Origin of the sequence: Mycobacterium sp. 29Ha, assembly GCF_032883055.1 — a bacterium.
In the GTDB taxonomy this organism is placed as follows: domain Bacteria; phylum Actinomycetota; class Actinomycetes; order Mycobacteriales; family Mycobacteriaceae; genus Mycobacterium; species Mycobacterium gallinarum.
This window is the reverse complement of record NZ_JAMQTI010000030.1, coordinates 29,654-55,236: the sequence shown is the minus strand read 5'-3', so window position 1 is coordinate 55,236 and position 25,583 is coordinate 29,654. Positions and strand designations below refer to the sequence as shown.

The following is a 25,583-nucleotide window of genomic DNA, read 5'->3' as shown; positions in this document are numbered from 1 at the left end:
CCGCCGGTCCTATTTTCATATGATTTGGTGATGAGCGTCGACGGGGCCACGGTGACCAGGGCCGAGGCGGCGCAGTACCGGGCCGCGGGCTGGTGGACGGACGTCACGCTGTCCGACTGCGTGCGCCGCAACGCCGCCTCCGCACCGCATAAGCCCGCCTACATCGACTTCACCCTCGATTCTGCGGGCCCTCAGTTCAGCTGGAAGGAGTTCGACAACGCCGCCACCAACCTCGCCCACGGGTTGCGCGGCCTCGGTGTCGCGCCGGGAGACTTTGTCGGCCTGTGGCACAAGGACACCGCCGCGATCCACGTCGCGCTGGTGGCCATCGAGCGGTGCGGCGCCGCGGTCGTCGGTCTCGGCTCCCGCGTCGGTGTGCGCGAGGCCGAGCACATTCTTCACGTCACGCAACCCACCGTGCTGATCGCCGACGCTGAACGGCACGGTCTAGCCGTCGAGGCCGCTGGTTCGTCGATGCGCGTCGTGGCGCTCGGCTCCGAACTCACGATCGACACTCGGCATTGTCCGCAGTCGGTGCTGCCGCAGGCCGGGGCGGACGACGTCTTTCTGATCAACTCCACATCGGGCACCACGGGTATGCCCAAGTGTGTCGTGCACACCCAGAACCGTTGGCATTACTTCCATCTCAAGGCGGTCGCCAACGGCGCGCTCACCGCGGACGATGTCTTCCTGCCGATCATCCCCACGCCATACGGCTTCGGGATCTGGACCTCGCACACCACACCCATCCACTTGGGCGCGACCACGGTCCGCATCGAACGGTTCGATCCCGGCGCGACGTGCGCGGCGATCGAACGGCACCGCGCCACAGTGTTGTGTTGTGTCAGTACGCAACTGGCGATGCTCCTCGCAGATCCGGCCTCGCGGGACCACGACCTGAGCAGTCTGCGCGTCGTCTTCACCGGCGGCGAGCCGCTGCCGTACACCCAGGCGGCACGCTTCGAGGAGCTGACCGGAGTGACGATCCTGCAGTTCTACGGGTCCAACGAGACCGGCATGTTGAGCGCTACCACCCTTGCGGATTCGTTGGATCGCCGGCTGCGTACCGCTGGCCGCATCGTGCCGGAGATGCAGGTTCGGTTGTTCGACGGCGATCGCGACGTCACCGAAACCGGTCGCGGACAACCGGTATGCCGAGGGCCTGCGCTGTCGCTCGGCTATCTCGGCGGCAGCGACCACGATCAGCTGTTCACCAAGGACGGCTGGATGCGGATGGGCGACATCTGCGAACTCGACGCCGACGGCTACCTCACCCTCACCGGCAGAACATCGGACTTCATCCTGCGCGGCGGGAAGAACATCAGTGCTGTCCAGGTCGAGGAGGCCGTGGCGACTCATCCCGCCGTCGCCGTCGCCGCGGCGGTCGCAATGCCCGACCCGGTCTTCGGCGAACGCGTCTGCGTGTATGTCGAGCTCAAGCAAGAGGCCGTACTGGATCTGCCTACCCTGGTCGAACATCTTCTAGCGCAAGGTGTTTCGAAGGAACTGTTTCCGGAGCGGCTCGAGATACTCGACGAGTTGCCCAGATCGTCCGGGGGAAAGGTCGCCAAAGGTCAACTTCGCGAACGGATCCGGGAGGGATCATGACCACAGAGGAAATTCGCCGCGGTGGCCTCGACGTTTGGTCGCCGTCGATAACACCACCCATCGGCAGCGACCTCACCGACGAACAGCTGATGGCCGTCGCGTTCCGGCACCTGGCCGACATCGGATTCGCCGAGAACATGGCCGGGCACATCACCTGGCAACCCGACGGCCAACACGACATGTACGTCAACCCCTGGGGACTGTGGTGGCAGGAGTTGACCGCGTCCGACATATGCGTGGTCGATGAGGACGCTCACGTCGTGCGCGGCCGCTGGGATGTCACACCCGCCATCCACCTGCACACCGAACTGCACCGCATCCGGCCCGACGCCCGCGTGATAATCCACAACCATCCGTACTACGTCAGTCTTATCGCGGCACTGGGGATCCTGCCCGAGCTCGTACATCAGACCGGGGCACTGTTCCTCGACGACATGTACCTCGTCGAGAAATACGACGGTGAGATCGACGCCCCCTGGCGCGCAAGGGAACTAGCACAGCAGATCGGCTCGGCCAACCTCATACTGCTCGCCAACCACGGCGTCATCGCCGCCGGACGCAACCTGGCCGAGGCGGTCTATCGCGCCGTGTCCATCGAACGGGTCTGCCGGCTGGCCTACGACGTGATGGTCACCGGGCGGACACCGTCGCAGATGAGCCGCGGCGACATGGTCGGCATGCAGCAGTCACTGATCGAACGCGCCGCCGACGTCTACTGGGCGGGCGCCGCCCGGATGACGATCAAGGCCGACCCCGACGTTCTGAACTGACAGCCCAACCGATGACACGAATCGAGGATCGCCCATGACTTCCATCGACGACATGGCGGCCAATCTCAACTTCACCACGGCCAAGACGGGCGCCGACCGCACCGTCACGTTTCTGCCCGAACCCGAACGGGCAGAACGCCGTTACACCGTGATCTCCGTCGACGACCACATCGTCGAACCGCCCGACACGTTCGAGGGCCGGGTGCCGCGCAAGTTCGCCGACCGCGCCCCACGGGTCGTCGACACCGACGACGGCGGTCAGACCTGGATGTACGACGGCAACTCACTGCCGAACGTGGGCTTCAACGCGGTGGTCGGGCGGCCGGTGTCCGAATACGGGTTCGAGCCCGCCCGGTTCGACGAAATGCGCCGCGGCGCATGGGATATCCATGCTCGCGTCAAAGACATGGATCTCAACGGCGTGTACGCATCCTTGAATTTTCCGTCGTTCCTGCCCGGTTTCGCGGGTCAGCGACTCCAGCAGGTCACCGATGACCGCGACCTCGCGATGGCGTCGGTGCGGGCGTGGAACGACTGGCACATCGAGGCATGGGCGGGCGCCTATCCCGAACGGATCATCCCGTGTCAGTTGCCGTGGCTACTCGATCCCGAGGTCGGCGCGAAGATGATCTACGAGAATGCCGAGCGCGGCTATCACGCGGTGTCGTTCAGCGAGAACCCGGCGATGCTCGGACTCCCGACGATCCACTCGGGTTACTGGGAGCCGCTGATGGCGGCGTGCGCAGATACCGGGACGGTGGTGAACCTGCACATCGGGTCGTCGGGGACGTCTCCGTCGACCACCGCCGACGCACCGCCCGATGTGCAGGGCGTGTTGTTCTTCGCCTACGCGATCTCGGCGGCGGTCGACTGGCTGTACTCCGGCGTGTGCACTCGGTACCCCGATCTGAAGATCTGCCTCTCCGAAGGCGGCATCGGATGGGTGGCGGGCCTGCTCGACCGGCTCGACCACATGCTGAGCTACCACGAGATGTACGGGACGTGGAAGGCGCTCGGCGAGACACTGACGCCCGCGGAGGTCTTCAAGCGCAACTTCTGGTTCTGCGCCGTCGAGGATCAGTCGTCGTTCGTCCAGTACGAGCGGATCGGCGAGGACAACATCCTGCTCGAAGCGGATTACCCGCACTGCGACTCCACGTGGCCGCACACCCAACAGACGATTCACGAACAGATCAGCGGTTTACCCGACGCGATCATCAGGAAAGTGACGTGGGAAAACGCGGCCCGGCTCTATCAGCATCCGGTTCCCGTAGCCGTTCAAAACGATCCCAACGCATTCTGAAACTTGCGAACGCAAATATCCGGCAACGCCATCGCCCGACGGCAATCGCGGGTGCATGCTGGATATCCGAGGATTTTGCGGACCGTCCAGAACCCAGCAACGCAAATTAGGTGAATTCGCGTCAATTAGTGGGACAGGTGTGACATTCTTCTCCCGGGTCGGGATGCATCAATCAGGGGAAGAGAAATTGGGTGCATCTGCATACGTTGGTCGTGTCGGCGGATTGGCTATAGCTCTGGGGGTCGGAGCGGCCGTCGCGACGGGGCATGGGGTGGCGTGGGCCGACGACGAGTCGGGTTCGTCGACATCGGAGTCATCGACGTCCACGAGCGTGAATTCCGGTTCAACGGGGACCTCGCCGAATTCGCCGTCGCTTGATTCGACCACACCGGGTGCACCGTCCCCAGGAGTGACGCCGGGAGCATCGCTGGGAACATCGCCGGCCACGTCGGTCAACGGCATTGCTACCAATGCCGAAAACACCGAATTCGACGACACCGAGCTAGACGACACCGAGCTAGACGACACCGAAGTCGACAAAACCGAACTCGACGACTCCGGGCTCGACGACTCCGGGCTCGACGACACCGGGCTCGACGAGAATCCCCCGACCGTCTCCGGACCCGAAGCCGCGCCGCCGACGACGAACAACGAGCGGACCGTCACGGGCGGCAACCGCTCCGCGGCAGAGCAGCAGGCGTTCTTCAACGAGACCGCGGCGGTGACGACGGAGAACCTCACGTCCCGCACGCTCAACGTCATGGACACGACCGCTTCGAACATCGGGGAATCGAACACCGTCGAAGGCGCGGTCGAACGAAGCACCGTTGAAGAGAACACCGTGTTCACCTCGTTCACCCTGAACGCCGAGTCCACGGAGAATCTCGCCGCTGTCACGATGGCGCCGCCGGTCACCGCGACGTTCGAGCAGCCGCTACTGCAACGCGTGGTGCTCAACCTGTTGTCCAGCCTCGGAATCGGGGCCTTGGCCTCCGGTGCGCCCAGCGCGCCGGTGTGGTCTCCGTTCGCGATGGCGCTGCTCGCTCTGGGATCGCGTCGCGAGTTCACCGAGCCGGTCACGGCCCAGACCAAGACCGTTGGCACGTCGCCCGTCGCCGCGCTGACGGCTCCGGAGATGTCCACGGCCGCCGTGGCGCCGACCTACCCCGGGACCACGCGGACACCGGTAGCCGTGAGCACCAACACGCATTTCATCGAGTTCGTCTCCGGCGCGGGCAACCTGAACAACACCATCTCCCGTTTCGGCATCGGCGGCACCGACCTCGGCATCATGTGGGACAACGGAATCAAGGACAATCCGTTGACCGCAGTCGACGAGCATCAGGTTCTGATCGCGTTCGGTGACACCTTCAGCAGTGCCAGCCCGGTCCGCACCGGCGTGTGGCGGTTCAACACGCTGTTCCGCAGCGCCGACGACGTGCTGAACAACGGGTTGTACGTGCCCAACGGCACGCCGTACGACATCTTCAGCGGCTCCCCGATGGAGAAGCCGAACTGGTCCGACCCGATCTTGCCCAGCCCCGGCCAGCCTGTCCATCCCCCGTATGCCGTCGGGCCCGAGGTGACGATCATCCCGACCGCAGGGGTGTCGGTCCCGTACGACAACACCTACGGCGCGCGGCAATACATGAGCTTCATGTCCGTCAGGTCGTGGGACACCCCGGGCCGATGGACGACGAACTACTCGGGGATCGCCTACTCCGACGACAACGGACAAACGTGGCGAATCGCACCGACGAGCATTCGCACGGCGTCCTGGTTCCGGGCCACCGTCCCCTACGTCGCCGGCAACGAGAATTTCCAGCAGATGGCGTTCGTCAAACCGCCCGCGGACTCGCCGGAGGCACAGCAGGGTTGGGTCTACGCGTACGGCACTCCGTCCGGACGGGGCGGCACGGTCTACCTGTCGCGCGTTCAGCAGACCCAGATCGCCGATACGACCAAGTACCAGTACTGGGATGGTCAGACGTGGGTCGCCAACAAGCCGGCGGCTGCCAAGCCGGTCCTTCCCGGAACGACCACCAGTTTCTTCGGGTTCTTCAAGCAGACGACGTACCCCAGCGCAAGCGAGATGTCGGTGCAATACAACCCGTACCTGAAGAAGTACGTGATGCTCTACGGCGATTCAAACAACAACATGGTGATGCGTACTGCGAACTCGCCGCAAGGGACGTGGTCCGCGCCGACGGTTCTGGTGACGGCGCAGAAAGTCCCCAGCCTCTACGCGCCGTACATCCACCCGTGGTCGGGCACCGCGAACCTGCCTGAGTCAGAGCGGCACTACCTCTACTGGAACCTGTCGACATACAACGACTACCAGGTGAGGTTGATGCGGACGGACTTGACGAAGATCCAGGTCTGATCCGGTCGATCCTGGGCGGTCCGACCACCGCACTTTCCTCGCAGCGGTACCCTCGAGATCGAATTCAAGCTAGATCGAGGGCCCAGATCGGGGGTGGCCATGGACCTCGTGCTCGGCGTATCGATGACCTCGGCGGCCGTGCGGTGGGTGCTCGCCGAGGGCACGACAGGCGAAGGCGCGACCATCAGCCGCGGCGCGTTCGACCTGGACGACGCCGTCGATCCGGACGATCTACTGGATGTGCTGCTGGTCGATGAGGCCGACAATCGGATGCACGCCATCGGCCTCACCTGGACCAACGAAGCAGAAGACGCGGCATCCGGGGTGTTGGAAGCGCTGCGGGCCAGGGGCCGCGAGAACGTCATCGCGGTGTCCGAACTCGAGGCGGGCGACGTTCTGGCCGCCGGAATCGCAGGCATCGCCGAGTACGACGACGTCGCTGTCTGCATCGTCGAACCCGATGCGGCGGTCGTCGCGATCGTCGACGCCGACGGCGTGACCGTCGACCGTCTCGGCCGTCCGTCGGACGGCTCCGATGTGGTGGAGCTGCCGAGTTCGGTCATGACGATGCTCGAACTCGACGACTGGCATCCCGATGCGATCTTCGTGGTGGGCTCGGCCGACGACCTCGACCTCATCAAGTCGACTCTCGAGGACGTCACCGACGCACCGGTCTTCTCGGCCACCGAGGCCGATCTCGCGCTCGCTCGAGGTGCCGCGCTGGCATCGGCCCGCGCCGTGAACGGCCTGGACACCGTCGGATCGCATGCGCCCCCGCGGGTTCGCGCTTTGACCGCGGTACTCATCGCGGCCGCCGTCACGTTCGTCGTATCGCTGTCCGTCGCGCTCGGACTGAGCCTCACACCGTCGACGCCCGAACGGCCGACCGCCGCCAACCCCGAGCCCACGGCCGAGGTGCCGCCGCTACCGGGCAACCAACCCGCGAACAAAGTCTCGAAGCTCACCGCATCTCTACAGGCGGCCCGCCCTGTGGTGGCGCAGACCATCGTGGTGGCCGCGCCACCGGCTCCGGAATTCGTGCCGCCGGCCGCGCCCGCATACGTGCCCCCGCCCGCGCAGGCCCCCATTCCGACCTATGCGCCGCCGCCGGTGTACGTACCGCCCGTGGCTCCGCAGCCGCGGCTGCGGGATCGGATCATCGAACGCATTCCGATCATCAACCGGTTCCACGAACCGCAGTACCAGTATCCGACGCGCTGACGCCTACGGCGCAGGCGGCTGAAACGGGTTGTTCGGCACCTGAATTGGAATTGGCACCGGTACGAACGGCACCGTTATGTGGGTCGTCGTCATCGCGGGTGTCGTGGTGGTGGTCGTCGTAGTCGTCGGCGACGTCGTGGTCGTGGTGGTTGTCGTTGTCGTCGTGGTTGTCGTTGTGGTGGTGGTCGTCGTGGTCGTGGGCGGCGTTGTCGTCGTCGGTGGCGTGGTGGTCACGTACGTCGTGACCGTCTCCTGCGTGGGCGGCGGAGACTCGGGGGCGACGGTAACGGTTTCCGGTGGCGGCGGCGCCACGCTGGCCGGTGGCTCGGCGGTCGCCGGCGGCGGCGGTTCGGCGTTCGTCGGTTTCGGCGCGCTGGCGGTGCTGGGCGGATCGGTCTTGCTGCTGCTGTCGGTCACGCTCGTCAACGCGATCGCCACGCCACCGACGGCGATGAACGCAACCGCGGCCGCCAATCCGATCACCAATTGCGGCAACCGCTGCCACGTGCGTGGTTTGTCGATCGGGCCGGTGGACGGCACGTACTGCACGGGTTGGCGCATCGAGAGGGCGTCCGCGTCGTACGGGCTCTCGTACCGGTTTTCGCCGGTGTACGGGACGGGTTCGTCGCCGATGTCGTCATCCTGCGACCACGCCAACGCATTGGCGGTTTCCGTTGAGGGGGCGTCCATGCTGGCCGCGGCGGGCGCCAAACCCGTTGGTGCGTCTGCGATCACCGGCGCCATACCGGTCTGGGCCTCGGCTGCGGAGCCGTAGGCCGCGAACAGCGCAGCTCCCACTGCCGCGTCGAGAGCGGGCTGCGGTGTCGCGATCACTTGGGTGTCTGTGAGCTGCGAAAGACGTTGCGCGATCAGGGGAATGCTCGCACCGCCGCCTACCGTGACGGCGGCGGCGATGCTGGGCCAGCCAATGCCGTTGCGTTCCAACGTATTTTCCAGCTCAGCGAGCATGCTGTCGAGCGGGGCTGCGATCAGCGACTCCAACTCGTTGCGGGTCAACCTGATTGTCGACCGGTAATTGGGAAGTTCGGCGACGATCTCTGTCGTTGTCTCCGTCGACAGCCGTTCCTTGGCGCTGCGGCATTCCTCCCGCAGCCGACTCAGCGAGCCCACCGCGGCCGTGGCCGCCGGATCGATACCGCCGTTTTCCGCAATGCCGTTGACGACGTGGCTCAGCAGCGCCTGATCGATCTGGTCGCCTGCGAAGTCGGGGTACCTGGTGGTCTCGTCGATTGGCTCGAATGATGCGGCGGCGTCCGCCAACGTGATGCTCGTTCCGCCGCCCCCGAAGTCGAGCAGCGCAATGATGCCCTGAGCCGGTAGTCCCGGATTGGTCTGCAGCGCCGTCAGGGCCGTGATCGCATCGGACACCAGCCGCGCGGGCATGCCGTTCGGCGACAGGGTGGGATCGGCACGCAACGCGTTGCGCAGACTGCGCAGCGTGGCCATCCCCCAGTGCGCGGGTACGGCGACCGCCACGTCGGACGACGGTTGCCCGCCGGTCGCGCGGACCATGTCGCCGAGCGCCTGGACCAACAGCTGTTCGGCCCGATGCGTCGAACCGTCCGGAGCGACCAACGGCACCGGGTCGCCGACCCGCTCGACGAATCCGTCCAGCACGGAGCCATCGCCGAGGGTCACCGCGGCACGGTGTGTGACAGGTTGATTGCCGACGCGCACCGCGACCAAGTTCGTCGTCCCGATCGACAACCCCAACGGGTCGCTCATAACGGACCACACCCTAGCGTCCCCACCTGCTGATATCCGTTAGACACTCCGTACCAACGGCGTTCCACCGACACGGTTTTGGCTCCCCCGAGTTCGCTGTGGCTCAACGGGCGAACACACTTGGCGGGGTTTCCGGCGCGGCGCGGTAGCCGGTGTGCTGCAATGTCGGCCATGGGTGACATCGACGACATCAAGCAAGTCAAATACCGGTACCTTCGCGCGCTCGACACCAAGCACTGGGACGAGTTCGCCGATACGCTCACCGAGGACGTGGTCGGCCGGTACGGCGAATCGATCGGCGAGGAGCACCACTTCACCAATCGCGACGAGTTGGTCACGTTCATGCGCAACTCACTCGGGCCGGAGATCATCACCGAGCACCGCGTCACCCATCCGGAGATCATCGTGGACGGCGACCAGGCGACGGCCACGTGGTACCTGCAGGACCGAGTGATCGCACCGGATTTCAACTTCATGTTGATCGGTGCGGGGTTCTATCACGACAAGTACCGGCGAACCGGCGACGGCTGGCGTATCAGCGAAACCGGATACGACCGAACCTACGATGCGTCGATGTCGACAGAGAATCTCAACTTCAAGGTGAAAGCCGGTAGGGCAATCAACCTTTGAGCGTCACTGCGAGATGGCGATCAGCGCACCCGGCTTGAGCCACCGCATGATTTCGACCAGTTTGGCGTCGTCGATCGCGATGCAACCCGCGGTAGGGCCCCCGTCGTTGGCGTGAAGGAAGAAAGCGCTGCCGTTGCCGGGGACGCGTTCGTCGTTGACGCCCATCACCACCGCGTGGACGTACTGCGGGATCTGGAGGTTCTCTGTTGGGGGATCCGTGCTGAACGGGCACTGGGACTTCTCACATACCTGCATGGTGTTGTAAGTCGGGCTGTTCACATCGCCGTCCCACCAGTGATTCGGGCCGACCTGAACGTATTGCAGCCCGCCGCCGGGGTTGGGCGCGGTCCCGAACGCGTAGTCGAGGGTGAAGAAACCCATCGGCGTCTTCATCTCGCCTTCGCGAGTCGTGGGCGCCATACCCCTGCTTCCGACGAACGCCGGTATGCCGGCCGCGACGGGCTGCCAGCCTGCCGGCGTGCGTTGGTAGACATCCATTTTGGCTGATGAACCGCCCACTCCGACAACGGAAATCACCTGGGTGGCTTCGCCGACGTAATGCGCGAACCACGGCGAGGTCTGAGCGTGGCTGGTTGCGCCGGCGAGTGGCAGCAGTGCCACGCAGAGCAGTATCAGCAGCCGACGCACCCACTCATGCTAGGTGCTGACGGGGTCACCTTCGAGGAGGCCACGCAGCCAAGCTGTCCATTTCGGCTGTTCGGCTGCCGCCACGTCCGGGGCGTCGGGTCCGTATAGATAGATGCTGGCCATGACCCGGCCCTCATCCCCGACCGTGCATGCGCCGACGACCGCGATCCCCTGCGACGGCTGGTCGATCCGCATCATCACCTCACGCGAGATCCCGTCCTGATGGATGCGCTCGATACGGCCCGCCAACCGGGGTGCGTCGCCGGATATTTCGACGCGATCGCCGACATTTGCGGCTCCGAGGTTCAGCGCGGTGGTCATCTTCGACCAAGCCTGCCTTTCGCCGCCGTGGTGGGTGGCCGACGTCCGAATCGTCGCCGCTTGCGCCCCAGCGAAGTTCGCGAGATAGATCTTGAGGATCTCGAAGAAGCCGGGCCATCCGGTTTCGAAGCTCTCGATCTCATCGTCCCAGTCGTCCTTGTCGGTGACCATGGTGTGCACCATGCGAACCACGCACCGGTCGCCGGACCGAGCGGTGATGGTCACCTCGGTCGCGACCGGCGGGGCGTCGCCATTCCATCCGTATTCCTCGTATTCGAAGCGCACCGGGGGATCCCAGTTGGTGACCTTGCCCGACGAGACGTCGGCGCCACAGTTCTCGTCGCCGAAATCGAAGCTGATGGCGCCGCCGACACGCTCCTCGATCTGTGTCGTCGTGAACCACGCACTCATGCCGGGTCCGGTTGCGATGGCCTGCCACACCTGTTCAGGCGTACCGGGTACAAGGAACTCCATCTCGACCCATCGGCGTCCGGAATCGTCTCTCTTCAAGGGCATTACGCATCCTCCTTCGGCTTCGGATAGGCCGCGACCACCAACCGGTAGCTGCGCCCATCGGAATCTGATTCGTCGTGATATCGGGCGGCCAGTGACGTCACCGCTTCGGACAGATCCTTGGTGAAGGCGGCCCGGTCGGCGGGAGAACGGAACCGGATCACCGCGTCGATCGACAACGTCGGGAGTCGCTTGTTGCTGGTGCGCGCCGTACGCCAGAGATCGCCGACCTCGCGCACGACACGCGCCGACAGCGCGATCAGGTAGCTCGCCGACAGCCGGTCCTCGGAGCGGCCCGGATCGGAGGCGACCGGCCCGAGCGCGCCGGGCGACACCACGTAGGACGCCGCCGTCGCGACGAGCAGACGTTCTTTGAGTCCGCCCCACTGGCGTTCGCCCGCTTCGGTGACCAGCTGGTGGCCTTCGAGGGCACGCAGATGGTAGTTGACCTTCTGCCGGGCCATGCCCATGCGCGACGCGAGGGTGGCCGCCGACGCCGGTTCGGTCAATTCGGCCAGCAGTCGACCCTTGATCGGATCGAGCGCGCTGGCCGCCGCGGCCGGATCTGCGATCACCTCGACATCGAGCACGGGGCCATCCTTGCCCTTGACAAAATAATTTGTCAATACCGTGGATAGATTAGCGGCATGGAACTCCTCCCCATTCGTCGTCATCGAGGCATCCGCCAAATCGGAGAGGGCCTCGGGACGCTGGACCGCGAGGTGTTCGAAGCCATCGCCGAGTCGCCCAGTCCCCTGCTCGATTCGCTGATGCCGCAGCTGACCCGCGCCGCGGACCACTCGAAGCTGTGGTTCGCCATCGCAGCCGGGCTGACCGCGACACGGCACCGAGCCTCGCGGCGTGGTGCGGCACGTGGCGTCATGACTCTCGGTGTCACCAGTCTGGTGACCAACCAGGTCGCCAAGCGGATCTGGAAGCGGCCTCGCCCCAGTCGCCTGCTGGTACCGCTGGCCAGACAGAGCAGGCGGGTCCCGACATCGAATTCGCTGCCGTCGGGCCACTCCGCGAGCGCGGCCGCGTTCGCCGTCGGTGTGGGCCTCGAGAATCCACCGGTCGGGCTCGGACTTGCACTACTCGCAGGGCTGGTGGGCCTGTCCAGGGTGGCGACCGGCGCGCACTATCCGGGTGACGTGTTCGCCGGCTTCGGCATCGGTGCCGCCATCGCAGTACTCGGCGCGCGGATCGTGCCGCCGACCGTGCCCACGAAGATTCCGACCGCGGATCCGCTCCGACTGGAAACGCCCGCTCGCCCGGAGGGTGAGGGGGTGGTGCTGGTTATCAACCCCGCGTCGGGCAGCGGCACCGGTGCACGTGTGGTGGCGGAAGTGCGAGAGGCCCTGCCGGCGGCTGAGATCGTCGAGTTGGACGAGGGGGACGACCTCGAGGTCGTATTGCGCGCCGCAGCCGACCGGGCCGAGGTTCTCGCCGTCGGAGGCGGCGACGGGACGGTGTCGTGTGGCGCAGGCGTCGCGATCGAGTCCGGGCTACCGCTGGCGGTCTTCCCGGGCGGGACGTTCAATCACTTCGCAAAAGACATCGAATGCGACACGGTGGCCAAGACGGCCGAGGCGATCCGGCGGGGCAGCGTCGCCTACGTCGACGTGGTGTGCCTCAACGAGAAACACATGGTGGTCAACACGGCGAGCATCGGCGCCTATCCGCAGTTCGTCCAAACGCGAGAAAAGCTCGAGCACAAGATCGGTAAACCGCTCGCAGGTATCTACGCGATGTTCCACACGCTGTGGCGGGATGAGCCCGTGCGAATCCGCTACGACAACAAGAAGTTGCAGACTTCGCTGTTCTTCCTTGGCAATTCGACATACCTGCCGTCGGGATTCGCCCCGTCGCGCCGAACCCGGATGGACGACGGTTTGATGGACGTCCGCATTCTCGAGACCGGTCGCAAGTTCAGCAGGCTGCGCATTCTCGTATCGCTGGCGCTGGGCCGATTGGTGCGCAGCCCGCTCTATCACGAGATGCGAGTGCCCGAATTCGAGTTCAATGCCGTAGACGGTTCAACGATTTTGGCTCATGACGGCGAAGTCAGCACCGAATGCACCGATGCCAGCTTCAAGGTTCGATACCGAGTTCTTCCCGTGTTTCGTCCGCTGCCGTGACGCTCACCCAGGGTGGAAGTAACGCCAGACAGACGGCGAAATAGGCGTAGCCCAAGGCCCATCCGGCGATGATGTCGGAGGGGTGGTGCACGTTGAGTACGACGCGACCGATGCCGATCGTGACGACGATCAAGGCGCCCAATGCAACGAGCCACCAGCGCAGCGGTGGCCGCACGAAGGGCCAGGCGACCGCCAAGAGCGCCAGCACGCCGACCATGACGCCGAGTGCGTGACCGGATGGGAACGACAATGAATATGCGAAGACCAGCGCCGTCGGCGGCCGTGGGCGGTCGGCGAGGTGTTTCGTGAGCTCGATGATGGGTCCCGACAGCCCCACGGTGAGCATGACGAAGCCCACCAGTCGCCAATTGCGGCGCCGCAGCGCGACGATGACCACGACAAGACCAGCCAACCGAAACGCATTGGGCCCCAGCATGGTACAGAACACATCCCACGCCGTCACCCAAGCCGGATGCATGGAGCCGTAGTGGTAGGCGGGGTCGAGAGCCGCGGAGTCCATGGCCGTCAACCAGGGCCACCCCGAGGCGAAGCCGACCCACAGCAATGCGTATATCGCGATGGCGGCCACGGCGCTCGCCAGGAGCCCACGCGTCCTGGAAGTCATATAGATAGCTGTACCAGCCCTGCCGGGTAGCCGTTAGGGTGGCTGGCCATGGCCGGACTTTTCCGCAAACTTTTCCGCATCGGCAAGCTGCCTGCCGACATGCGTGCCGGGGTCGACTCGGAGGGTGTCATCTACGTCGGCGAGTACCTCGGCGTCGTCCTGCGCTTCACCGGCCAAGTTCCCGGTCGGAAGTCGGTGGGGCTGGTCCGCGGATACGGCGGGGCGCTGGCGTTGACGAACACGCGGGTGCTCGCGACGGTCTCCGCTGTTCCAGGCAAAGGCGGACGCGCAGTAGATCAGCCGTGGAACGCGCCCCAGTCAGGCGCTGTGATGGGCACGCTGTCGGAGTCCGGCCTGGTGCTGGAGGTCGCGGACCTGTCTCAGGTCGATCCGGAGTTCTCCGGGACTCTGTCGCTGACCTTCAAGGCTGAGTTGCCCGCCGATGTATTGTGCCGAGTCCCGTCGCGGACGCTGGCGTTCGATGTCCCACCGAAGTTCGTCTACAGCGTGCTCGGCATCCCCCGCGGCTGAGCTACGGTGCCTTTATGGCGGTGTTTCTGCGCAAGCTGTTGCGCATCGGCGGGCTGCCCGCTGAACTGCGGGCCGAAGTAGAGGCCGAGGGGATCATCTATTTCGCCGAGTACGTCCCGGTGACCCGAAGATTCAGTGGCAAGATCCCCGGCAAGCGCGCCCATGGCAATGTGGCGAGCTATGTCGGTTCGTTGGTACTCACCAATCGGCGGGTCCTCGGCACGCTGTCTACAGTGCCGAAGCTGGCGGGCCGCACCATCGACCAGCCTTGGAGCGCACCACAATCGGGCACGGTGACCGCCGACCTCACCGAGGCGGGTCTGCATCTCGAGGTCAACATCGCCGCGGTGGACCCGCGGTGCGAAGGTGAACTCTCGCTCCAGTACAAGACGGACATTCCGCCCGACGTCCTGGCGCGCTTACCTCAACGGTCGCTGGCCTTCGACGTCCCACCCGAATACGTATTCCGCGCGGTCGGAGTGCCCTACCACCCCTAGAAAGCGGCGGCCGCGGACCACAAGGCTTGCGCTCAGAATGGTGCCGGGTCGTTCTTGCTTGGGGGTCGTGGCCGGGTGGGGAAATAGCCTTCGTCGCAAGCACTTTCGGGATGCTCCTGCCGATGATTGCGCATCCGTTCGAGGGCTTCGGCGTGGATGAGGGCCTGGTTGGATCGGCGTTCGTCGGTGATGGCTTGGGTGCGGTTCTGGGGGCGGGTCTGGGTGCGCCGCGGCATGGCCAGCCCACGGGCGGCCGGGTCGGTGGTGGCGGTCGAGGGCGTGACGGTGACCGGTGCGGTGGGTCGGCACAGGGTGGGGAACAGGATTCGACTACCGGGATAGGTGGTGTAGGTCTGGCCCTGCGGTGAGGTCCACTGCACGGTGCCGTCGGGGAACTGCTGGTCCTGCCAGTCCCAGAATGTTTTGAGCAGGTGGTGTTTTCGGCATAGGCATTTGAGGTTGGACGCCTGGGTCGGGCCGACCGGGTAGGCGATGGTGTGGTCGATGTCGCAGCCATAGGCGGGGTGATCACAGCCCGGGAAGCGGCACGTCATATCCCGACACCGCACAAAGGTGGCCAGCACCGCCGACGGGAGGTAGCGCGGTTCGGGGGGTTTGTTGCCGGGATGCACGATTGGGACCAGCTTGGCGGTGCCCGCGACCTTCGCGGCGAGTAGGGGTGCGGGCAGCATGCCGCGGCCCAGGACCAGCGCCGGTGGGGTGGCGGCGATGACCGGTGTCCACGGTGCGGGGGTGAGGGCTTCGCGCAGGGTCATCTCGCGTAGCGGCTTGTCGACGGGGTGCGGTGGTTCGTGCCCGTCGAGCTGGGCGGGGGTGTCATCGGTGAGTGAGTCTTCGTGGGCGATGACGTGCACGACGACCGCACTCGGTGTGGCGTTTCTGGCGTCGCAGTCGGGGTTGTCGCATCCACACACCAGCCGGTCAGCTTTGTGCCCCAACGCGCCCAGGGCCGCGGCGCGGCGTTGGTCCAGGGTGCGCGGATCGTTCTCGCACACGGTGCGCGCGATCGCGTCTAACCGTTGGTCGAGCGCTTCGGCGTCGGTGACGATGAGCCGGCCCTCGATGAACGCCACACCTGACCCGTCGTCGGGGTCGTGGATATCGACACCGCAGCCGCGCGCGGAGTATTCGGTGCGCCGCACCGCGGCGGGGTCATACCGGTCGACCCAGTAGTCGATCTGAGTGTCGGTCTTGTGCGCCGAGAGCGATCCCCAGTCTTGGACCTGGGCGGCGATCTCGGTGTCGACTTTGGCCATCGCATCCGGATCACAGATCAGGCGGGTGCGGGCCACGATCGCTGACACCAGCCGGTAGGTGATCGCCCCGGCGGCGAACACCTCACCCACCCGCGGAAGGCGCTGGCGCAGCGCGTCGGCGATCAGCAGTTGATGCGAGGCCACCCCCAGCGACACGTTCTGCGCGGCGGCGATCGACGCCGCGACCGCGCCCCAGTTGTCCAGACACCACTGCTCGCGATGGTCGGACCCGTCGGCGGCCAGCATCCGTTCGAGTTCATCAGCGCAGGCGAACAATCGGCGCGCGCAGGCGGCGTTCTCGACCCGGGCCCACGCCCCGACCGCCGCGACACCCCGGCTGCGGGTGGCTGCCTCGACGAGTTGATCGAACATGCATTCGACACTAACCGCGCCCACGCCCCCGAACCACCAGCACAACCCAACCTGGGGACAAAACCGCCATTGGGGATAAGTTGCTTGGGATGAGTCAAAAGGTTGCGGGACTGGCGCGGCACCCTGTTGCGTGGACCGACGTGACGGATAAGGACACTGCGTGACCGAGCCGAGACGAGACAACCTGCTCATCGTGCATTGGCACGATCTCGGCCGCTATCTCGGCGTTTACGGCCACGACGACGTCTCCAGTCCTCGGCTCGACCAACTCGCCGCCGAAGGCATTCTGCTCACCCACGCACACGCGACCGCACCCCTCTGCTCCCCTTCGCGCGGCTCGCTCTTCACCGGCCGATACCCGCAGAGCAACGGCCTCGTCGGCCTCGCTCACCACGGCTGGGAGTATCGGACGGGCATCCGCACGCTCCCCCACCTGCTGTCCGAAGCTGGTTGGTACACAGCGCTATTCGGCATGCAGCACGAGACGTCGCATCCTCCGCGCCTCGGTTTCGACGAGTTCGACGTGTCGAACTCCTACTGCGAATACGTCGTCGAAGAGGCCGCCCAGTGGCTCACCGACCCACCCAGGCAGCCGTTCCTGCTCACCGCCGGCTTCTTCGAGACACACCGCCCGTACCCGCGGGACCGCTACGAGCCCTCCGACGCCTGCGGCGTCTCCGTGCCCGACTATCTGCCCGACACCCCCGACATCCGGCAGGACCTCGCGGAGTTCTACGGCTCCATCACCGTTGCCGACGCCGCGGTCGGCCGTCTCCTGGACAAGCTCGAGGAGACCGGGCTCGACCGCAGCACCTGGGTGGTGTTCATGACCGATCACGGGCCTGCGCTCCCCCGGGCCAAGTCCACGCTGTACGACGCGGGCACGGGAATCGCGATGATCGTGCGGCCGCCCCGCGATGAGGCGATCGGGCCGCGGGTCTACGACGAACTGTTCAGCGGCGTCGACCTGGTACCCACGCTGCTCGGTCTGCTCGGCGTCGACGTCCCCGCGGATATCGAAGGCATCTCGCACGCCGCCAACCTCCGTCACGGGCAGGCGGCACCGGCGCGCACCGAGGTCTACACGACCAAGACGTACCACGATTCCTTCGATCCGATCCGCGCCGTCCGCACCAAGGAGTACAGCTACATCGAGAATTACGCGGCACGCCCGCTGCTCGATCTGCCGTGGGACATCGCCGAAAGCGCGCCGGGCCAGACGGTTGCGCCGCTGACCCAGTCGCCGCGTCCTGCGCGCGAACTCTACGACCTGCAGGACGATCCCACCGAGGCGCACAACCTGCTCGGGCCCGACGCGTCCGACAAAGCCGAGGCCATCGCGAACGACCTCGCGCTGCTGCTCAACGATTGGCGCCAGAAGACGAACGACGTCATTCCGTCGGATTTCGCGGGCACCCGAATTGCGGAGCGCTACACCGAGACCTATCTGCGAATTCACGGCCCGTCGGTGATCAGCCGCTCCGCCATCGCATCCGAACGCGGCATCGAGGACGAGCAGATCTCCGGACAATAGTTTTCGTCACGGTGATTGTTAAAGCCATGCTGTGCAAGGTAATTCGGATGCAGTTAGGCTCGCGCATATGTCAGTCCATCCAACGGCCTACCTGGTGCTCGCGTCGCAACGCAGCGGCAGCACGCTGTTGGTCGAATCGCTTCGGGCGACCGGTGTAGCGGGAGAGCCGCAGGAGTTCTTTCAGTACCTGCCCACCACAAGCATGTCGCCGCAACCACGACAGTGGTTCGCCGATGCGGAGGACGAGTCGATTCTTCGCCTGCTCGATCCGCTGGACGAAGGCAAACCGGATCTCGCACCGCCGGAGATCTGGCGTGACTACATCCAAACTGTCGGCCGCACGCCGAACGGAATCTGGGGCGGCAAGTTGATGTGGAATCAGACGCCGCTTCTGCTGCAACGCGCGGCGGGCCTGCCGGACCGTGAGGGCGACGGCCTACTCGCGTCCATTCGCGCAGTCGTCGGCAGTGATCCGGTTCTGGTGTACGTCCACCGTCCCGATGTTGTCTCCCAGGCTGTTTCGTTCTGGCGCGCCGTCCAGACTCGCGTCTGGCGTGGACGCCCCGATCCACGACGCGACTCCCGCGCCGAGTACCACGCAGGAGCGATCGCCCATGTCGTCACGATGCTGCGGGAGCAGGACAAGGGTTGGCGCGGCTGGTTCGACGACGAGGGCGTCACACCAATGGAGGTGGCGTATCCGGTGTTGTGGCGAAACCTAACCCAGATCGTCGGCGACATCCTCGAGGCGCTGGGGCAGGATCGCCGCCTGGCGCCAGCGCCAGTGCTGGAGCGCCAGGCCGACCAACGCTCCGACGTGTGGGTGGACCGCTACCGCGCCGACGCGGAGCGTGACGGGCTACCGACCTGATGCTCACTTCACCTGTGCGACAACGAATATCCGGCGGAATGGAAAGAATGTCGTGCCGTCAGGTCGCATCGGGTAGGCCTCGTCGAGCATCGGGATCAGCTCCTCGCGGAACTGCTGCCACTGCGTCTCGTCGAGCCGGCTCTTCACCGGCGTCAGCGCTGTTCCGGTGATCCACTCCAGCACCGGGTTCTCGCCGCTGAGCTCGTGGACGTAGATCGTCTCCCACGCGTCGACCCGACAACCAGCGTCGGCCAGCAGCGCTGCATACCCCGCCGCGTCATCGACCTGTACCTCGCGGAACGGAAAGTCCCGCAACGGCTCTGACCACCGGTCCCGACGTGCGAGCGTGCGCACGGCCGCGTGCGACGGGGCGTCGAAGTTGCCAGGAACCTGCATCGCGATCCAGGCTCCGGCTGACAGCTGACCGGCCCATCGGACCAGCAGCTCAGCGTGGTCGGGCACCCAATGCAGCACCGCATTGGTCAGCACGACGTCGGTGTCGGATTGCGGTACCCAGTCGCCCACGTCGCCCACGTCGGCATCGACACCACGGTCACGCGCCGCCTCCACCATTTCCGGAGAACTGTCCCAAGCCTCGATCGTGGCGTCAGGCCAGCGTTGCGCCAGGCTGACGGTGAGGTTTCCCGGACCGCATCCAAGGTCGACCACCCGCCGCGGCGATTCGGCCGCCACCCGCGACATCAAGTCGACAAACGGCCTGCCGCGGTGGTCGGCATAGGTCAGATAAACGTCAGGATTCCACATGGGGCCAGTCTTGCACTCAGGTTACGATGCGGAACGTGACCACTTCGGACACCACCCCGGTGGATCCACCCATCCCCGTACCCGATGTCCCCGGGGCTGACGCAACCGTCCAAGGACTCCCGCGTCGCGGCGATCTCACACTGCGCCAACGACTCATCGTGGACTCGTCCGCAGTGGCCGACATCGCCCTACGGACCGCCATCGCCTCGCTGCTCGCGACGACAATGCTGCCGACGCTCGTCGGCGGGCTGCGCGGCAGCCGAGCGCGGGCCGAACAAGATCAATTGCGGTTCTACGCCGAACTGGCTTCGGCGAAGGACCCCACGTTGTCCTTTCCCACGCCGACCGAGGTGCCGCGGGTCGCCTCACGCCCAGCCAGCCCGATCGCCGAGTGGATCGCCAAGGGCAATGTGCACAACATCCGTTTCGACAGCAGCTTCGAAGCGGTCAATCCGGCGTTACGTGAACAGTGCCGAGGCTTCGCGCGCAACAACGTAGTACATGCCCAACACTGGCGCCACGACGACGGACCCCACCCGACACTGTGCGTCATTCACGGCTTCATGGGGTCGCCGTATCTGTTCAACGGCCTGTTCTTCTCGCTGCCGTGGTTCTACCGGTCCGGCTACGACGTCCTGTTGTACACCATGCCGTTTCACGGCAGCCGCGCCGAAAAAGGCTCGCCGTTCAGCGGTTACGGCTTTTTCGCGAACGGCTTCTCCGGTTTCGCGGAAGCCATGGCACAGGCCGTGCACGACTTCAGGTCGATCATCGACTACCTGGAGTTCACCGGCGTCGACCGCATCGGTCTGACCGGAATGTCGTTGGGCGGCTATACCTCTGCGCTGATCGCCAGCGTCGACGACCGGATCCAGGCGGTCATTCCGAACGTTCCTGTCGTCGCGCCCGACCAAACCGTCGACGAATGGTTCCCCGCCAACAAGGTCGTCCAACTGCGGAGCCTGCTGTCGAACACCGACTCGGAGCTCACCAAGGCGGCGACACGTTTCTCGTCGCCGCTGAACTACGAGCCTCTGGTTCCCAAGGACCGGCGGCTGATCATCACTGGTCTCGGTGATCGGCTGGCGCCGCCGGAGCAGGCCGAAATGCTATGGGAGCACTGGGATCGCTGCGCGTTTCACTGGTTCCCCGGCAACCACATCCTGCACGTCAGCCAGCCTGACTACCTACGCAGGATGACCCGCTTCATGCGCGATTTCATGTTCGACTGACCAACGGCCGCCCACCATCCATCCGGCCGGCTCGAGCAGTCCCTGAGGCAGTGGGCTGCTCGGGATGTCGAGGCGTTCCGCCGAACCCGGCGCCAACGCGGTGAGCAACAGTCCCTGAATGCCGGGTTGGGCCGTGAGACCGGCCATGGGCGTACCGCGCGCCGGTTCAGCGGTCCGGATGGCGCACAGTGCTCGCACCCTGGGTTGTGCTGAGGTGCCACCGAATTCGAGTGCTGTCCAAGTCTCCGTCGGCTGCGACCACAACTCGGCGAGCCGATCGGGGAGGGCGTCGTCGACCGGGATTCCATACGCCGAAACGAATCCGCCGTCGTCCCGGACTCCGCGCCACTTCTCGCGGCCGCCACCGGTCAGCGGCGTCGGCGCACCGTCGACGATGACCGCCAGCAGACCATCCTCGCGGAGGTGATCGGCGAGTCGGCGACCGACGATCTGGGCCGTGTCCGACAGGGGGAGGTCGCCGGAACGGGCCCTGAGCGCCGCCAGGTTGTCGACGGCGCGCAGCGTCATGCTGATCCAGGTCGAGCGGACGCCACCGTCGTCGCGGTTGGTCACCCGGACCTTGTCGCAACGGATGCCGAAACGTTCGACGTACCCGGCCACCGTCGGAAGCGAAAGGCCCATTCCGGCCGGATCGTCGACGTGCAATACAACGGTGGCTTCGCCGGCCGCCGTTGGCTTCGGCTTGGAATGGTTCCGCCGCCAGATCGCGAAGACACGACCGATCATCTGTGTCACGAACAGTCCACGCCACCAGGCGAAGGCGAACAGCGTGACGCCGATGGCGACACCGAAAACCCACCAGTCGGTGTCGGACTCCCACGGGTAGGCCATGGCAGCGGGAACGATGAGAAGTAGCGCGAGCGCGATTCGGATGGTCACTTTGTCTCCGTCTTTCGTCTTTGGGCGGCGACCCCCGCGGTGACGGCGGCGACCAGCGCCAGCACACCGGTGCCGACGAACGCGACCGTGCGCGGCGTGTTCTCCGGTGGTGCCGGCTGCGGCGGGGCGGCTATCGGCTTGGGTTGAGGTTCACCGGCGACGTCGCTCGCGGCGCTGACGTCCCACGTCAACGACGCGACGGCATCGACGAGCCCGGCGCCGGTCAGGTTGGACGGCGCGCGAGCCGCCCCCTGCGCGCCCGCCGTCAGTCGTTCGACCACCTGCTCGGCGGTCAACTCCGGAAATCGGCTGCGCACCAATGCCGCAACGCCGGAGACATACGCAGCGGCGAAGCTTGCGCTGTTGAGGGGGAAAAGCTCACCCTGCTCGTTGGGCAACGCGTTGGCGAGCCCGCCACCATCGGCGTTTCCGACCGAAGTGATGTTCTCACCCGGCGCCGCGATTCCCACCCACGGGCCGGCCATGGTGAAATTCGAGGCCGTGCCGGTCGAATTCAATGAGCCGACGGACAGGACGTACTGCTGCCACCACGACGGGATCGAGATCTCGGTCACGCCTGCCCAGTTTCTCGGGTCCTCGGGGCGACCCGGATCCGACAGCGGATTCGACGGACAGGCCGAACCAGGATTCAATCCGGCCTTGTTGTTACCGGCCGCCGCGATGATGACGGCGTCCTTGTCGACCGCGGCGTAGCGCAGCGCGGCGCCGAGTTCGGTCTGTTCGACAGTCTTGTTGGCGGGCAGGCACGTCACCGCCGAGATGTTGATGACGCGGGCACCGAGATCGGCCGCGCGAACGACGGCCCGTGAGAGTGTTGCGACGTCGAGCGCCACCCGTGCGGTCAGGGGATCCTCCCCGGTGTCACGAGGTGCGTAGCGCGCCGATGTCGACCGGATAGACAGGATCCGTGCCCCGGGTGCAACTCCGGAGAAATCGTCGTCACCCGGTTGTCCGGCGATGAGGCCGGCCACCAGAGTTCCGTGTCCGTCGCAGTCCACCAGACCGTCGGTGGTTTCCACGAAGTCGCCACCCGGGTCGACGTTCGGCAGGCGTGGTCCGGGCCGCACGCCGGTGTCGAGTACCGCCACGAGTTGTCCGTCGCCGCGGCTGTACTTCCACGCCCCGGAGAGGTTGAGCATCGATGAGTTCTGGTTGACCGCACCGGGATCGCTGCCCGGCAGCACACCGGTCGCGACGCACGGGTTGCGCTGCGCCATCGGCAGTACGGGACCCGGCGCCCCAGAAGGCGGCGCCGCCCCGGCGTCCAGTTCGGGCGGCGTGATCGCCCCTGCCGCAGGACAACTCACCGTCGCGAGGGCCAGCATCGCCGTCGTGGCCGCAAGCGCGCTACGCAGCATCGCGTACGTCACCGATGCCTCATCGATTCAGCACCCAGGCGAACAGTCCAACCAGATACGCCAGCACCGGAATCAGCGACGCGTCGACACCGGAGGCGAGGAAGCCGACCAGACGGCGCATCGGCAACGAATAGGTGTCCGGCGATGCGACCCGCGGGACGAGCGCCGCGAACACGAACACGGCCGTCAGACCGGCCAGTGCCGCCAACGTCCACCAGGCCGCGGTATAGCGGTCCTCGGCGGCGAACCAGACGAGGAACAGGGAACCCATCAGGAACGGCTGGGCGAGCAGCCACGCCTTGCACGGTGCGGAGTCCCACACCCGGGCGCGCAACACCGCGCCGAGCGCGACCGCACCCACGACGTACCACGCCCAATACGAAACTCCGGTCGGGCCGGCAATCAGCCAGGTTCCCACGGTCCCGAGCACCACACCGCCTGCGACGAAACCGGTTTGGTGCGAATCGGTCACGCGCACCCGACGCGGGAGGTCTTCCAGCACTTTGAGCGAGGGCGGCGGCGGCGTCGGGTCGCCCGGCGCGGGGATCACCGGCGCAGGCAGGCGCGACCATGTCGCGGAGAGTTGCGGGGCCTGCACGGTGACCACGAGGGCCAGCACGATCAGGATCGAGGCGATGACGACGGCGTCCAGCTGCAAGATCGTCGCAGCACCGGCGGTGAGGACGGCGGCGGCACCCACCACGGTCACTGCGGTGAAGACCGCGATAGCGCGCTCTGCGACGGTGATGCTGACGATCGCCCACGCCGTCACGCCGGCCGCGGCAAGCAGCACCTGCGCCGCGCCGGTCTCGCCGGGTACGGAAAGCCCGAGTGCCGCGGCGATCGGGACCAGCGCTGTGATCGACAGCGCGGTGGCTAGTTTCGGCGCGCGTCCCCACGCGAGCATGGTGACGAGCACGGAGAGCACCGCGACGCCGCACGCCGCGATGAGCCCGGCGTAGCCGCCGACTGAGAGCCGGTGCGCGGTGGCGAACACCGTTGCGGTCAGGATGAGTGCGATCAGGGCCAGTGTTGCACCCCGCTGAATATGGCCTGCACTCCAAGGCTTTTCCCGTGCGGCAGAGAAGATGACCGCGGCGTCGCCGATGTCCTCCACGATCCGCGGTGCGGGCGGCCCGGCCGGTACCGGTTGCAGCGCCAGCAGATCGCCGTCGACCACGCCGACGGTGTTCAGTGTGGCGTCGAGGCTGAACGGCGCACCACCGATCGGGGCGAGCGAAAGCTGCACAGGGTCAGAAGAGTCGCCGTCATCCGTCGCCACCGCCATTCGCCTTACCGCGGGCAGGATCTCGCGCAGCGGAAGCTCTGTCGGCAGGGCCATGTCGGTGACTCGACCGCCGCCCGCAGAGTCTGGGCCGCCCGAGGCGAGCACGGCGACGCGAACGATCGGCATCACCGCCGAGGAGTTGGTGCCGATCAACTGACTGTCTGACGCCATTGCTGGTGTTCCGTTCTCTGGTCCGAGTCGAAGTCTCGGGTCAACTGCTGGTTGGGGAACCACTGCCCGTCGGGCAGCGTGGAAGTGAGCCGCTCTATCGCGGTGGCGATGGCCAGCGGCGTGCCGGGGGTGAAGGTCGAAATCCACTCCCCATCGAAGGCTTTCGACGGGGCGACGAGGACACGCCCCTCTCGGGTGTCGACGACGCTGACGCCGACATTCGTGCTCACGCGATGGCCGTCACGGTGGTCGCCGGCGACGATCTCCACATAGCTGCGGTCCGGCGCGTACGCCGCCGTCACGACTGCGCGCGCTGTCGCGGGGATGCCGAGGAACTCGATGACGTCATCGAGCGCGGCGCCGTCGCGCAGCTGCTCGTCGGCGCGCGCCCCGGTCCGTGCGGGAATGGTGAACTCCTCGAATTTCGCCGGCGACCGTCCCGACAGCCCGGCGGTCAGGACGGGCACCAGTGCCTGCGGATGGTCGATGTCCAGGGCGGTCAGCGTGATCAGGCCGCCGCCACGCAGCGCGACGATGTGCTGTTCGGTCTGCTCAACGCGACGTGCGACGTGGCCGCGCAGCATGTTTCCGGATCCGCGAACAAATCTGAGGTCGATCCAGCGCCGGGGCCGGCACGTCGTCGTGACCCATTGCCGAACACCGGGATCGATGACCCCGTCCCCGGTCATCACCCCCAGTGCCTCCAGCTCCGCGGAGAGCCTGGCCGCGACCGCCGCGCGCTGCGCGTGATCGCTGTAGGGCGGCGTGATGGCGAGAACCCAGGGAAAGCTCCCTGCTCCCAACGCATCAGCGACAAACCAGGCCTGCTCCGCGGTCAGCTCGACTGCGTTAGCGGTCAA

At 66.1% G+C, this 25,583-nt stretch carries 23 protein-coding genes; 12 read left to right on the top strand and 11 right to left on the bottom strand.

Translation table 11 applies throughout. The features are described from left to right. Positions 1-30 precede the first annotated feature (30 nt). The 5 genes from M1248_RS28665 (at position 31) to M1248_RS28645 (ending at position 7,285) form a co-directional block, all read left to right on the top strand. A complete protein-coding gene (locus tag M1248_RS28665) occupies positions 31-1,608 on the top strand; it encodes a class I adenylate-forming enzyme family protein (protein WP_317150456.1) in 1,578 nt (525 codons plus the stop codon). Continuing rightward, positions 1,605-2,378 carry a class II aldolase/adducin family protein gene (locus M1248_RS28660; RefSeq protein WP_163733876.1) on the top strand — a complete coding sequence of 258 codons (774 nt, stop codon included), beginning with the start codon at positions 1,605-1,607 and terminating at the stop codon, positions 2,376-2,378. The genes M1248_RS28665 and M1248_RS28660 overlap by 4 nt, the downstream gene beginning before the upstream one ends. Positions 2,379-2,412: 34 nt before the next feature. Further along, positions 2,413-3,681, top strand: a complete 1,269-nt coding sequence (locus M1248_RS28655) for an amidohydrolase family protein (protein WP_317150455.1) — start codon at positions 2,413-2,415, stop codon at positions 3,679-3,681. A 409-nt stretch (positions 3,682-4,090) separates the two neighbouring features. Continuing rightward, a complete protein-coding gene (locus tag M1248_RS28650; RefSeq protein WP_317150454.1) occupies positions 4,091-6,064 on the top strand; it encodes a DUF4185 domain-containing protein in 1,974 nt (657 codons plus the stop codon). A gap of 99 nt (positions 6,065-6,163) precedes the next feature. Then, entirely contained in the window at positions 6,164-7,285 is a 1,122-nt protein-coding gene (locus M1248_RS28645; protein WP_317150453.1) for a hypothetical protein, read from the top strand. A gap of 3 nt (positions 7,286-7,288) precedes the next feature. On the opposite strand, the gene M1248_RS28640 is transcribed toward M1248_RS28645, so the two are convergent. Further along, positions 7,289-9,031 carry an Hsp70 family protein gene (locus M1248_RS28640; protein WP_317150452.1) on the bottom strand — a complete coding sequence of 581 codons (1,743 nt, stop codon included), beginning with the start codon at positions 9,029-9,031 and terminating at the stop codon, positions 7,289-7,291. 171 nt (positions 9,032-9,202) lie between these two features. On the opposite strand from M1248_RS28640, the gene M1248_RS28635 reads away from it, so the two are divergent. After that, entirely contained in the window at positions 9,203-9,661 is a 459-nt protein-coding gene (locus M1248_RS28635; protein WP_317150451.1) for a nuclear transport factor 2 family protein, read from the top strand. Positions 9,662-9,664: 3 nt separating this feature from the next. On the opposite strand, the gene M1248_RS28630 is transcribed toward M1248_RS28635, so the two are convergent. Genes M1248_RS28630 through M1248_RS28620 form a run of 3 tightly spaced genes read right to left on the bottom strand, consistent with a single transcriptional unit; the run spans position 9,665 to position 11,733 of the window. After that, positions 9,665-10,309, bottom strand: coding sequence for a L,D-transpeptidase (locus M1248_RS28630; protein WP_317150450.1), 645 nt, complete (start codon positions 10,307-10,309; stop codon positions 9,665-9,667). A gap of 9 nt (positions 10,310-10,318) precedes the next feature. Then, the gene (locus M1248_RS28625; protein ID WP_317150449.1) at positions 10,319-11,146 is read right to left on the bottom strand and encodes an SRPBCC domain-containing protein; all 828 of its coding nucleotides are present in this window, start codon (positions 11,144-11,146) and stop codon (positions 10,319-10,321) included. Beyond that, on the bottom strand, positions 11,146-11,733 hold the full coding sequence (locus M1248_RS28620; RefSeq protein WP_317150448.1) for a helix-turn-helix domain-containing protein: 588 nt from the start codon (positions 11,731-11,733) through the stop codon (positions 11,146-11,148). The genes M1248_RS28625 and M1248_RS28620 overlap by 1 nt, the downstream gene beginning before the upstream one ends. 57 nt (positions 11,734-11,790) lie before the next feature. Here M1248_RS28620 and M1248_RS28615 point away from each other — a divergent pair, with 57 nt between their 5' ends. Then, positions 11,791-13,281, top strand: coding sequence for a bifunctional phosphatase PAP2/diacylglycerol kinase family protein (locus tag M1248_RS28615; RefSeq protein ID WP_317150447.1), 1,491 nt, complete (start codon positions 11,791-11,793; stop codon positions 13,279-13,281). Here M1248_RS28615 and M1248_RS28610 read toward each other — a convergent pair. Beyond that, positions 13,235-13,906 (bottom strand): phosphatase PAP2 family protein, encoded by a 672-nt coding sequence (locus M1248_RS28610; protein WP_317150446.1) that lies wholly within the window; start codon positions 13,904-13,906, stop codon positions 13,235-13,237. The two genes, M1248_RS28615 and M1248_RS28610, sit on opposite strands and share 47 nt — an antisense overlap. Positions 13,907-13,954: 48 nt before the next feature. Here M1248_RS28610 and M1248_RS28605 point away from each other — a divergent pair, with 48 nt between their 5' ends. Together M1248_RS28605 and M1248_RS28600 are read left to right on the top strand one after the other, a co-directional pair. Further along, the gene (locus M1248_RS28605) at positions 13,955-14,437 is read left to right on the top strand and encodes a hypothetical protein (RefSeq protein WP_317150445.1); all 483 of its coding nucleotides are present in this window, start codon (positions 13,955-13,957) and stop codon (positions 14,435-14,437) included. Positions 14,438-14,451: 14 nt separating this feature from the next. Further along, entirely contained in the window at positions 14,452-14,934 is a 483-nt protein-coding gene (locus M1248_RS28600; protein ID WP_317150444.1) for a hypothetical protein, read from the top strand. Between the two features lie 32 nt (positions 14,935-14,966). Here M1248_RS28600 and M1248_RS28595 read toward each other — a convergent pair whose 3' ends face one another. Further along, positions 14,967-16,583, bottom strand: a complete 1,617-nt coding sequence (locus tag M1248_RS28595; protein WP_317150443.1) for an HNH endonuclease signature motif containing protein — start codon at positions 16,581-16,583, stop codon at positions 14,967-14,969. Between the two features lie 160 nt (positions 16,584-16,743). Between M1248_RS28595 and M1248_RS28590 the strand changes: the two genes are divergently transcribed. Both M1248_RS28590 and stf0 read left to right on the top strand, forming a co-directional pair. Beyond that, positions 16,744-18,117, top strand: coding sequence for a sulfatase (locus tag M1248_RS28590; protein WP_317150442.1), 1,374 nt, complete (start codon positions 16,744-16,746; stop codon positions 18,115-18,117). Between the two features lie 67 nt (positions 18,118-18,184). After that, a complete protein-coding gene (stf0, locus tag M1248_RS28585; protein ID WP_317150441.1) occupies positions 18,185-18,988 on the top strand; it encodes a trehalose 2-sulfotransferase in 804 nt (267 codons plus the stop codon). Between the two features lie 3 nt (positions 18,989-18,991). Here stf0 and M1248_RS28580 read toward each other — a convergent pair whose 3' ends face one another. Then, positions 18,992-19,753 (bottom strand): trans-aconitate 2-methyltransferase, encoded by a 762-nt coding sequence (locus M1248_RS28580; RefSeq protein ID WP_317150440.1) that lies wholly within the window; start codon positions 19,751-19,753, stop codon positions 18,992-18,994. A 26-nt stretch (positions 19,754-19,779) separates the two neighbouring features. Here M1248_RS28580 and M1248_RS28575 point away from each other — a divergent pair, with 26 nt between their 5' ends. Next, a complete protein-coding gene (locus M1248_RS28575; RefSeq protein WP_317150439.1) occupies positions 19,780-20,985 on the top strand; it encodes an alpha/beta hydrolase family protein in 1,206 nt (401 codons plus the stop codon). Here the strand turns inward: M1248_RS28575 and eccE are convergent. The 4 genes from eccE to M1248_RS28555 are packed head-to-tail and all read right to left on the bottom strand — an operon-like array spanning position 20,941 to position 25,583. Continuing rightward, positions 20,941-21,885, bottom strand: a complete 945-nt coding sequence (eccE, locus tag M1248_RS28570; protein ID WP_317150438.1) for a type VII secretion protein EccE — start codon at positions 21,883-21,885, stop codon at positions 20,941-20,943. The two genes, M1248_RS28575 and eccE, sit on opposite strands and share 45 nt — an antisense overlap. After that, positions 21,882-23,264 (bottom strand): type VII secretion-associated serine protease mycosin, encoded by a 1,383-nt coding sequence (gene mycP / locus M1248_RS28565; RefSeq protein ID WP_317150478.1) that lies wholly within the window; start codon positions 23,262-23,264, stop codon positions 21,882-21,884. The genes eccE and mycP overlap by 4 nt, the downstream gene beginning before the upstream one ends. A gap of 19 nt (positions 23,265-23,283) precedes the next feature. After that, positions 23,284-24,723 carry a type VII secretion integral membrane protein EccD gene (gene eccD, locus M1248_RS28560; protein WP_286201649.1) on the bottom strand — a complete coding sequence of 480 codons (1,440 nt, stop codon included), beginning with the start codon at positions 24,721-24,723 and terminating at the stop codon, positions 23,284-23,286. Continuing rightward, the gene (locus M1248_RS28555; protein ID WP_163733820.1) at positions 24,702-25,583 is read right to left on the bottom strand and encodes an ESX secretion-associated protein EspG; all 882 of its coding nucleotides are present in this window, start codon (positions 25,581-25,583) and stop codon (positions 24,702-24,704) included. The genes eccD and M1248_RS28555 overlap by 22 nt, the downstream gene beginning before the upstream one ends.